The following is a 262-nucleotide window of genomic DNA, read 5'->3' as shown; positions in this document are numbered from 1 at the left end:
CACTGCGCGTCCCAGCCCAGCGCGAGCTGTCCGAGCGACGGATCCACGCCGTAGCGCGAACCCGGCCCGGACAGCGCGGCCGCAATGAGGAAGAACCCCGTGGTCACGAGCCGCGCGGCGACGTAGATGACCGCGATGCGCGCCGCGACGGGCCAGCCCTGCCAGGACCGTGCCCGCGGAGACGTCGCGGTCGCGGTGCTCACGATCCGGTCAGCCAGGAGCGGAGGCCGCGCTCGACGGTCTCGATCTGGGCGAGCGGCAC

At 74.0% G+C, this 262-nt stretch carries 1 protein-coding gene; it reads right to left on the bottom strand.

The window, feature by feature from the left end:
* A partial coding sequence (locus ACZ3GY_RS24270) for a hypothetical protein (protein WP_465912329.1) occupies positions 1-203 on the bottom strand: 203 nt, incomplete at its 3' end.
* Positions 204-262: the final 59 nt, after the last annotated feature.

The organism is Pseudomonas sp. PME37.24/006 (assembly GCF_055556635.1).
This window is presented reverse-complemented; position numbering and strand designations above follow the sequence as displayed.